Raw genomic sequence first — 9,742 nt, forward strand, 5'->3', positions numbered from 1 at the left:
TGGGCACGCACGCAGGCGCCGCCACCTTAAGGGCGCTTACCTGACGGGAACCTGATTGCAGGGCGCAAGTCGCGCTGGCAGGCGTACTGCGGGCGACTCGGCGTTGGAACGCGAATGAAGGGGAGGGCAGCGCCGATCAACCCAATGCAGGCAGGCTGCCGGCCTTTTGGGATTGCTCCAGCAGGAAGCTGATCATGGTGCGCACCGCCTTGGTCTGGTGGCGGTTGGGCATCCACAGCAGGTACATGTGGTTGCCGAAAATGCTCAGGCGCCAGTCGCGCAAGGTGGTGACGACCTCGCCGCGCTCGACCTCGGCGCGGATCACATAGTCCGGCACGATGCCCACGCCCAGGCCGGCCATGATGCCCTGGCGCAGAAACGGAAAATGCTCGGAGATGAGGCTGGGCTCCAGCCGGATCTCCTTGCGCACATCGCCCTGGTAGGCGCGTACCAGCAGCTGCTTGCCGACTACGCCACTGGTGATCAGCGGCACATGGCGCAGGTCCTCGGGCTGCTGGGGCAGCATGTTCTGGCCTGCATAGTCGATGCTGGCGCAGGCCACATAGTTCATCTCGCCCATGTGGCGGGCCACCAGGTTGTCAGGCGGCGTGGGCAGCACGCGGATGGCAATGTCCACTTCGTCGCGCACCAGGTTGTCGACCCGGTTTTCAAAGATCACATCCAGCACGATATCGGGGTAGAGGCGCTTGAAGGCGATCAGCCAGTCGCTCATCACCAGCTGGCCATAGCCGCTGGGCACGGCCAGCCCGACCCGGCCCTGCAGGCCCTTGCCCAGGCTGCGGATGGTTTCGCTGGCGGCGGCCAGTTCGTTGCGGATGCTGCGGCCATGTTCATACAGGCGCAGGCCCACCTCGGTCGGTTCGACCCGGCGCGTGGTGCGGCGCACCAGCTGCACGCCCACTGATTTCTCCAATTGCGCCAGGTGGTAGCTGACATTGGCGCGGCTCATCTTGAGCTTGGCGGCGGCGCGGCTGAGGTTGCCGGAATCGATGATTTCCACCAGCAAGGTGAGGGCGTTGTGGTCCATGGGATGCGATTGTCTAAATTCCTTTGACAGTCTGTCAATCCTCTATGTGATTGTCAAATAAGCCTAGTTGCATTGACAATGGTTCGCAACAAGCTTCGATTGATCTACCAGGAGACATGCATGAGCGCTGAAAACGCCGCTGTAGTGAACATCGCCCGCGAAGGGCAAGTGTTGGTCGTCACCATCCAGAACCCCCCCGTCAACGCCTTGAGCCAGGCCGTGCGCCAAGGCTTGGCCGATGCCGTGGCCCAGGCGCGCAGCGATGCGCAGGTCCAGGCCATCTTGCTGGTGGGCAGCGGCAAGGCCTTTATCGCCGGTGCTGATATCCGTGAGTTCGGCAAGCCCGCGATGCCGCCCAGCCTGCCCGATGTGCTGGTGCAGCTGGAAAACAGCGACAAGATCGTCGTGGCCGCCATCCATGGCCCGGCGCTGGGCGGTGGCCTGGAAGTGGCGCTGTCCTGCCACTACCGCCTGGCCGTCTCTGGCGCCAAGCTGGGCCTGCCCGAAGTGCAACTGGGCCTGCTGCCCGGCGCCGGTGGCACGCAGCGCACCCCCCGCCTGATTGGCGTCAAGGCTGCGCTGGATCTGATGCTGTCGGGCCGCCACGCCAGTGCCGAAGAAGCGCTGGCCATGGGCCTGGTCGACAAGGTAGAGCCCGCCGGCAGCGATGCCCGCACGGCCGGCCTGGCCTATGCCAACGCACTGCTGGCGCAGAACGCCCCGGTGCGCCGCACCCGCGAAGCCACGGCCCTGGCCGACAAGGCTGCGTCGCAGGCCGAGCTCGACACTGCCAAGGCCGAATCGGCCAAGAAAAGCCGGGGCCTGTTCTCGCCTGGCAAGATCATCGAATGCGTGCAAGGCGCGCTGGACCTGCCGTTTGAGCAGGGCATGCAAAACGAGCGCAAGCTGTTTGTGCAGTGCCTGGAGAGCCCGCAGCGCGCCGGCTTGATCCATGCCTTCTTTGCCGAGCGTGAAACCGCCAAGATCCCCGAAGCCAAGGCCGCTGCACCGCGCGCCCTGAACAGCATCGGCGTGGTGGGAGGCGGCACCATGGGCGCCGGTATCACCGTGGCAGCGCTGGATGCCGGCCTGCCGGTGGTGATGGTCGAGCGCGATGCGGAATCCATCGCCCGGGGCCGCGCCAATGTGGAAAAGGTCTACGACGGCCTGATCGCCAAGGGCCGCATGACGGCCGAGAAAAAGGCCGCCATCATGGCGCGCTACAGCGGCAGCACCGACTACGCCGCGCTCGCCCAGGTCGACCTGGTGATCGAGGCGGTGTTTGAAGAGATGGGTGTCAAGAAGGCCGTGTTTGCCGAGCTGGACAAGGTCTGCAAGCCCGGCGCCGTGATTGCCACCAATACCTCCTACTTGGATATCGATGCGATTGCCGCGAGCATCTCGCGTCCGCAGGATGTCATCGGTCTGCACTTCTTCAGCCCCGCCAACATCATGAAGCTGCTGGAGATCGTGGTGCCCGCCAAGGTGAGCGCCGATGTGGTGGCCACCGCTTTCGAGCTGGCCCGCCGCATGAAGAAGGTGCCGGTGCGCGCCGGTGTCTGCGATGGCTTTATCGGCAACCGCATTCTGGCCGTGTACCGCGAGGCGGCCAACTACCTGCTCGAAGACGGCGCCTCGCCCTACCAGATCGATGAGGCGGTGCGCGAGTTCGGCTATCCCATGGGCCCCTTCCAGGTCGCTGACCTGGCCGGTGGCGATATTGGCTGGGCCACGCGCAAGCGCAAGGCCGCCACGCGCGACCCCAAGGCACGCTATGTGCAGATTGCCGACCGCATTGCCGAAAAGGGCTGGTTTGGCCAGAAGACCCAGCGCGGCTACTACCTGTATCCGCAAGGCGCGCGTGTGGGCGAGCAAGACCCCGAAGTGCTGGCGATTGTGGATGCCGAGCGCCAGCGCGTTGGCGTGACGCCGCGCAGCTTCAGCAATGCCGAGATCATGCGCCGCTACATGGCCGCCATGGTCAACGAAGGCGCCAATGTGGTGCGCGAAGGCATTGCGCTGCGTCCGCTGGATGTGGATGTGACCTTCCTCTACGGCTACGGCTTCCCGCGTTTCCGGGGCGGCCCGATGAAGTGGGCCGACATGGTGGGCCTGGACAAGATCCTGGCCGACATCCGCGAGTTCGCCAAGGAAGACGCGCTGTTCTGGACGCCATCGCCGCTCTTGGTGGAGCTGGTGGAGAAGGGCGAGAACTTCGAGAGCCTGAACAAGGCGGCCTGACGCAGGGTCAGGCTTGAGGCAACCCCTGGCTTCCATGCAGGCGAAGCCCGGGTTGCACTATCAAAAATGGCGGTTAGCGCTTGGGTGACAAGCGCTGTCGGCCCCAAAAATCACAATCAACGGTCGCTCAGACCCAAGGAGACATGCATGCGTGAAGCCGTCATCGTTTCGACAGCGCGTACGCCGCTGGCCAAATCCCACCGTGGGGAGTTCAATGTCACGCCCGGTGCGCAGCTGGCGGCCTTTTCCATCAGCGCGGCCGTGCAGCGCGCCGGCATCGACCCGGCCCTGATCGAAGACGTGGTGCTGGGCTGCGGCTACCCCGAAGGGACGACTGGCCGCAATATCGGCCGCCAGGCGGCTGTGCGTGCCGGCCTGCCCATCAGCGTGGGCGGCACCGTGGTCAACCGCTTCTGCGCCTCGGGCCTGCAGGCGATTGCCTTTGCGGCCGGCCGCATCATTGTCGATGGCGCACCGGCGATGGTGGCTGGCGGTGTCGAGAGCATCTCGCTGATCCGTTCGAGCAATACCAACCCCTCGGATGCCGATCCCTGGCTGGTGGAGCACAAGCCTGACCTGTTCATGGCCATGATCGACACCGCCGATGTGGTGGCCAAGCGCTACGGCATCAGCCGCGAAGACCAGGACGCCTTCTCGCTGCAAAGCCAGCAGCGCACCGCAGCGGCGCAGGCCAATGGCACCTTCGACAACGAGATCGTGCCCTGCGCCACGCGCATGGCCGAGAAGAACAAGGAAACCGGTGAGGTCAGCTACAAGGACGTCACCGCGACCATGGACAACTGCAACCGCCCCTCGACCACGCTCGAAGGTCTGGCCAAGCTCGAACCCGTCAAGGGCGCGGGCAACTTTGTCACTGCTGGCAATGCCTCGCAGCTGTCCGATGGTTCGGCCGCCTGCGTGCTGATGGAAGCCAAGGAAGCGGCCAAGCTGGGCCTGACGCCGCTGGGCGCCTTCCGTGGCCTGGCGATTGCCGGTTGCGAGCCCGACGAGATGGGCATTGGCCCCGTGTTTGCCGTGCCCAAGCTGCTGGCGCGCCACGGCCTGACGGTGCAGGACATCGACCTCTGGGAGCTGAACGAGGCCTTTGCCTCGCAGGCGCTGTACTGCCAGCGCAAGCTGGGCATCCCCATGGACCGTCTCAACGTCAACGGCGGCGCGATCTCCATCGGCCACCCCTTTGGCATGACTGGCGCGCGCTTGACTGGCCACATCCTGCTCGAAGGCCAGCGCCGCAAGGCACGGGGCGAAAAAGTGAAGTGGGGCGTGGTGACCATGTGTGTGGGCGGTGGCATGGGTGCCGCTGGCCTGTTCGAGATTTTTTAAGGAACTGCGATGGATTTGCAATTCAGCCCCGAAGAAGAAGCCTTCCGCGCCGAAGTACGTGCGTTTCTGAAAGACAACCTGCCCCCGGAACTGGCCGCCAAGGTCAAGGCCGGCCAGCGCCTGACGCGCTTTGACCAGGAAAACTGGCATGCCATCCTGAACAAAAAGGGCTGGCTGGCCTACCACTGGCCGCAGGAGTTTGGTGGCACGGGCTGGTCGCCGGTGCAGAAGTTCATTTTTGATGACGAATGCGCCCTGGCCGGTGGCCCGCGCCTGGTGCCCTTTGGCTTGTCCATGCTCGGTCCGGTGCTGATCAAATACGGCAACGAGGCGCAGAAAAGCCACTGGCTGCCGCGCATTCTGAATGGCGATGACTGGTGGTGCCAGGGTTACTCCGAGCCCGGTGCCGGCTCCGACCTGGCCTCGCTCAAGACCACGGCTGTGCGCAATGGCGACCACTACATCGTCAACGGCCAGAAGACCTGGACCACCCAGGGCCAGCACGCCAACATGATGTTCTGCCTGGTGCGCACCAACAAAGAGGTGAAGTCGCAGCAAGGCATCAGCTTTGTGCTGATCGACATGAACCAGCCCGGCGTCGAAGTGCGCCCCATCCGCACCCTGGATGGCGACAAGGAAGTCAACGAAGTTTTTCTGACCGATGTGAAGGTGCCGCTGGAAAACCTGGTGGGCGAAGAGAACAAGGGCTGGACCTATGCCAAGTACCTGCTGACCTATGAGCGCACCGGCATTGCCGGCGTGGGCTTCTCGATGGCCGGACTGGAAAAGCTCAAGATGATTGCCCAGCGCGTGCAGCGCAACGGCAAGCCGCTGATCGAAGACCCGCAGTTTGCCACCCGCATGGCCAAGGTCGAGATCGAGCTGCTGAACATGGCCACCACCAACCTGCGCGTGATCGCCTCGGTCGCGGGCGGCGGTGTGCCGGGCGCCGAGAGCTCGATGCTCAAGATCAAGGGCACCGTTGTGCGCCAGGAGCTGCTGTCGCTGATCCGCCGTGCGATGGGCCCCTATGCGCTGCCCTTCATCGAAGAGGCGCAGTTTGCCGAATACGCCGATGAGCCCGTGGGCCCCAAGGAGGCGGCCACCGCCGCTGCGGCCTATTTCAACTACCGCAAGCTGTCGATCTTCGGCGGCTCGAACGAAATCCAGCGCAACATCATCTCCAAGATGATCCTGGGTCTGTAAGGAGATTTTTATGGATTTTCAACTGGATGAAGACCGCCGCATGCTGGCGGATGCGCTGGGCCGCTACCTGAGCGAGCAGTACAGCACCGAGTACCGCAACAAGGCCGCCTATGGCGCCCAGGGCTTCAGCGCCGAGACCTATGCCAAGCTGGCCGAACTGGGCGCGATTGGCGCGCTGTTCAAGGAAGCCGATGGCGGCTTTGGTGGCGATGGCGTCGATATCAGCGTGGTGTTCGAGGCACTGGGTACGCACCTGGTGGCAGAGCCGCTGCTGGGCGCCTTGCTGGTGGGTCGCGCGCTGACCGAGGCCGGCAGCGATGTGCAAAAGGCGCAGCTCGAAGGCATCATCGGCGGCGAGACGATTGCCGCGCTGGCGCATGACGAGCCCGCGAACCACTACGAGCTGAACCGCGTGGCGACCACCGCTCAAACCGACGGCGATGGCTGGGTGCTGAACGGCAGCAAGGCCGTGGTGCTGTTTGGCGACCAGGCGCAGCTGCTGCTGGTCTCCGCCCGCACGGCAGGCGCCGTGGGCGATGAGGCGGGCATCTCGCTGTTCCTGGTGCCGGGCGATGCCGCTGGCATCAGCAGCCGGGGCTATGGCCGCATCGATGGTGGCCATGCCGCCGAGCTGGTGCTGACCAACGTCAAGGTCGGCGCTGATGCCTTGCTGGGCAAGCTGGGCGAAGGCCATGCGCTGCTCGAACGTATCTGCGGCTTTGGCCTGCTGGCGCTGGCGGCCGAATCGCTGGGCGCGATGGATGTGGCCAAGAACCACACCCTGGAATACCTGCGCACCCGCAAGCAGTTTGGCGTGCCGATCGGCAGCTTTCAGGCGCTGCAGCACCGCATGGCCGATCTGCTGCTCGAAGCCGAGCAGGCCCGCTCGGCCGTCATCAACGCGGCAGCGGCCATCGACAACCCCGACTACCTCGAGCGTGAAAAAGCGCTGTCGGCCGCCAAGTACAGCGTGGGCCAGATTGGCACCCTGATGGCCGAAGAGGCGATCCAGATGCATGGCGGTATCGGCGTGACCTGGGAGCTGCCGCTGGCGCACTACGCCAAGCGCATCATCATGATCGACCACCAGCTGGGCGACATGGACCACCACCTGGCGCGCTACATGGCGCTGCAGGCCCAGGAACGCGCAGCAGCCAAGGCCGCTTGATGACGACCGCCAGCAACGCAAACCCCGCGCTGCTGGCGCGCCGCGAAGGCGGCGTGCTGGTGCTGACCAACAACAACGAGGCGGCGCGCAATGCGCTGTCGCCCGACTTCTACCTGGGCCTGACGGCCGCGCTCAAGGATGCGGCGACCGACCCGGCCGTGGGCGCGATTGTGCTCACCGGTGCCGGCGGGCATTTCTGCTCCGGCGGCGATCTGCGCCGCATTGCGACGCGCCGCGACCAACCGCTGGAAAAGCGCCGCGAGCTGCTCGAAGGCCTGCATGACCTGGTGCGTGCGCTGCGCGACTGCCCCAAGCCCGTCGTGGCGGCGGTGGAGGGCGCAGCGGCCGGCGCCGGCCTGTCGCTGGCCTTGGCCTGCGACATGTTGGTGGCAGCGCGCAATGCCGCGTTTTCGGTCGCCTATGTGAAGGTGGGGCTGTCGCCCGACGGCGGCGCCACGGCCTTTTTGGCCGAGCACCTGTCGCGCCAACTGCTGACCGAGCTGTGCCTGACCGGCGACCGGGTGAACGGCGAGCGCATGCAGCAACTGGGCCTGGTCAACCGCCTGGCCGAGCCGGGCGATGCGCTGGCCCAGGCCATCGCACTGGCGGGTCAGCTGGCCGACGGGCCGTTGCAGGCCATGGCCAGCATCAAATCGCTGTGCCGCGCTGCCTACGACAACAGCTTGGAGCAGCAGCTGGACATGGAAGCCGAGCTGATGGTGCAGGCGCAGGCCACACCGGAATCGGCCGAAGGCATTGCCGCGTTTTTGGAAAAGCGCCCCGCCAACTACCTGCAGCTGCGCAGCTGACAGGGACTGAGAAAAATGGCACCAGGACCGGCCTGGCAAATGGGCCGGCCTGGTGATCCGAGGAGACAAGTATGCGTGAGGAAGAGAAAGCCACGGCCCTGCCGCTGGCGGGTGTGAAGGTCCTGGACCTGTCCCGTGTTTTTGCCGGCCCCTTGTGCGGCCAGGTGCTGGGTGACTTGGGGGCCGAAGTGATCAAGGTGGAGCACCCCAAGCGTGGTGATGACACCCGCGACTGGGGCCTGCGCATTGGCAAGACCGAGACCACCTACTACAACAGCATGAACCGCAACAAGCGGTCCATCACCGTCGATCTGCAAAAGCCCGAGGGGCTGGCGCTGATCCTGGAGATGCTGCCCCAGTTCGATGTGGTGATCCACAACTTCAAGCATGGCGGCGCTGACAAGCTGGGTCTGGGCTATGAGGCGCTGAAGGCCTTGAAGCAGGACCTGATCTATTGCAGCGTGACCGGCTATGCCACCGACACCGATGAAGCCGCCCGCCCGGGCTACGACATCCTGGTGCAGGGCGAGGCCGGCTTGATGGCGATGAATGGCGAGGCATCGCAGCCACCGCTGAAGTTTGGCGTGGCCGTGGTGGACCTGATGACCGGCATGAGCGCCGCCCAGGCGGTGCTGGCTGCGCTGTTTGCCCGCGAGCGCACGGGTCAGGGCCGCAAGATCGACATGGCGCTGTTCGACAACGGCGTCAGCATCACCGGCTACTACGGGCTCGATGCGCTGTTCATGGGCAAGGACCCGGAGCGCTTTGGCAATGCCCACCCGTCGATCGTGCCCTACGGCATGTTCGAGGCCGCCGATGGCCCGCTGATCATTGCGGTGGGCAACAATTCGCAGTTCGAGCGCTTCTGCCGCGATGTGATCGAGCGCCCCGACCTGGCTGACAACCCCAAATACGCCACCAATGTGGAACGCGCCAAGGACCGCAAGCTGCTGCTGCCGCTGATGATCGAGACCATCCGCAGCTTTCCGCGTGCGCTGCTGATCGAGCGGCTCAATGCCTGCGGCGTGCCTTGCGGCGAGGTGCTGGGCCTGCATGAGGCGCTGACCTCCGAGCGCGTGCAGCAAGCTGGCCTGGTGCAGAACATGCCCCACCCGGTGGCCGGCCAGACCGCTGTGCTGGCGCCGCCCATCCGCATGGATGGTGAACGCCTGCCGATTCGCCGCGCGCCACCCACACTCGGTGAAGGTACACGCGAAGTGCTGCAAAATCTGCTGCGTTTGAGTGATTCGCAATTGCAGTCGCTCCAGGCGCAAGGCGTGCTGACCTTGCCCGATTGATACCGAGGCCCGCCGATGGCGCAGGACGCCGCAGCGGGCCCAGAGTTTATTGTTAGAAAGCTGAGACTATGAAAGTACTGGTACCCGTCAAACGCGTGGTGGACTACAACGTCAAGGTGCGCGTCAAGAGCGATGGCTCGGGTGTGGACATTGCGAATGTGAAGATGTCGATGAATCCCTTTGATGAAATCGCGGTGGAAGAGGCCGTGCGATTGAAGGAAAAGGGCGTCGTGACCGAGATCATCGCCGTGAGCTGCGGCGTGACCCAGTGCCAGGAGACCCTGCGCACGGCCATGGCCATTGGTGCTGACCGCGCCATCCTGGTCGAAACCGCAGAAGAGCTGCAACCGCTGGCGGTCGCCAAGCTCCTGAAGGCCCTGGTCGACAAAGAGCAGCCAGGCCTTGTGATCTGCGGCAAGCAAGCCATTGACGACGACGCCAACCAGACCGGCCAGATGCTGGCCGCGCTGGGCGATCTGCCCCAGGCCACCTTCGCCTCCAAGGTCGAAGTCGCAGGCGACAAGGTGAGCGTGACGCGCGAAGTGGACGGAGGCCTGGAGACCCTGTCTCTGTCGCTGCCCGCCGTCATCACCACCGACCTGCGCCTGAACGAGCCGCGCTACGTCAC

The 9,742-nt window shown here is 64.8% G+C and carries 8 protein-coding genes; 7 read left to right on the plus strand and 1 reads right to left on the minus strand.

Features of this window, described 5'->3' with window-relative positions; genetic code table 11:
* Nucleotides 1-136 precede the first annotated feature (136 nt).
* Nucleotides 137-1,048, minus strand: coding sequence for a LysR family transcriptional regulator (locus AB7A72_RS16035; RefSeq protein ID WP_230772830.1), 912 nt, complete (start codon nucleotides 1,046-1,048; stop codon nucleotides 137-139).
* 120 nt (nucleotides 1,049-1,168) lie between these two features.
* On the opposite strand from AB7A72_RS16035, the gene AB7A72_RS16040 reads away from it, so the two are divergent.
* The 7 genes from AB7A72_RS16040 to AB7A72_RS16070 all read left to right on the plus strand — a co-directional run.
* Complete coding sequence (locus AB7A72_RS16040; RefSeq protein WP_369460538.1) at nucleotides 1,169-3,289, plus strand: 3-hydroxyacyl-CoA dehydrogenase NAD-binding domain-containing protein; 2,121 nt, start codon at nucleotides 1,169-1,171, stop codon at nucleotides 3,287-3,289.
* Nucleotides 3,290-3,436: 147 nt separating this feature from the next.
* Nucleotides 3,437-4,633: an acetyl-CoA C-acyltransferase gene (locus AB7A72_RS16045; RefSeq protein ID WP_133858690.1), complete on the plus strand. Its 1,197-nt coding sequence runs from the start codon at nucleotides 3,437-3,439 to the stop codon at nucleotides 4,631-4,633.
* A gap of 9 nt (nucleotides 4,634-4,642) precedes the next feature.
* On the plus strand, nucleotides 4,643-5,839 hold the full coding sequence (locus tag AB7A72_RS16050) for an acyl-CoA dehydrogenase family protein (RefSeq protein ID WP_369460539.1): 1,197 nt from the start codon (nucleotides 4,643-4,645) through the stop codon (nucleotides 5,837-5,839).
* A gap of 10 nt (nucleotides 5,840-5,849) precedes the next feature.
* Nucleotides 5,850-7,007, plus strand: coding sequence for an acyl-CoA dehydrogenase family protein (locus AB7A72_RS16055; protein WP_369460540.1), 1,158 nt, complete (start codon nucleotides 5,850-5,852; stop codon nucleotides 7,005-7,007).
* Nucleotides 7,007-7,816, plus strand: coding sequence for an oxepin-CoA hydrolase, alternative type (locus AB7A72_RS16060; protein ID WP_369460541.1), 810 nt, complete (start codon nucleotides 7,007-7,009; stop codon nucleotides 7,814-7,816). Before AB7A72_RS16055 ends, AB7A72_RS16060 begins: the two co-directional genes overlap by 1 nt.
* A gap of 71 nt (nucleotides 7,817-7,887) precedes the next feature.
* Nucleotides 7,888-9,114: a CaiB/BaiF CoA transferase family protein gene (locus AB7A72_RS16065; RefSeq protein WP_369460542.1), complete on the plus strand. Its 1,227-nt coding sequence runs from the start codon at nucleotides 7,888-7,890 to the stop codon at nucleotides 9,112-9,114.
* A gap of 68 nt (nucleotides 9,115-9,182) precedes the next feature.
* On the plus strand, nucleotides 9,183-9,742 hold a 560-nt coding region (locus AB7A72_RS16070), incomplete at its 3' end, for an electron transfer flavoprotein subunit beta/FixA family protein (RefSeq protein WP_369460543.1).

This window comes from Comamonas sediminis, assembly GCF_041107495.1.
In the GTDB taxonomy this organism is placed as follows: domain Bacteria; phylum Pseudomonadota; class Gammaproteobacteria; order Burkholderiales; family Burkholderiaceae_C; genus Comamonas; species Comamonas sediminis.

Bases quoted from the DNA above. Each gene is read 5' to 3' on its own strand.
- AB7A72_RS16035 (WP_230772830.1), bottom strand. From the start codon at position 1,048: ATGGACCACAACGCCCTCACCTTGCTGGTGGAAATCATCGATTCCGGC.
- AB7A72_RS16040 (WP_369460538.1), top strand. From the start codon at position 1,169: ATGAGCGCTGAAAACGCCGCTGTAGTGAACATCGCCCGCGAAGGGCAA.
- AB7A72_RS16045 (WP_133858690.1), top strand. From the start codon at position 3,437: ATGCGTGAAGCCGTCATCGTTTCGACAGCGCGTACGCCGCTGGCCAAA.
- AB7A72_RS16050 (WP_369460539.1), top strand. From the start codon at position 4,643: ATGGATTTGCAATTCAGCCCCGAAGAAGAAGCCTTCCGCGCCGAAGTA.
- AB7A72_RS16055 (WP_369460540.1), top strand. From the start codon at position 5,850: ATGGATTTTCAACTGGATGAAGACCGCCGCATGCTGGCGGATGCGCTG.
- AB7A72_RS16060 (WP_369460541.1), top strand. From the start codon at position 7,007: ATGACGACCGCCAGCAACGCAAACCCCGCGCTGCTGGCGCGCCGCGAA.
- AB7A72_RS16065 (WP_369460542.1), top strand. From the start codon at position 7,888: ATGCGTGAGGAAGAGAAAGCCACGGCCCTGCCGCTGGCGGGTGTGAAG.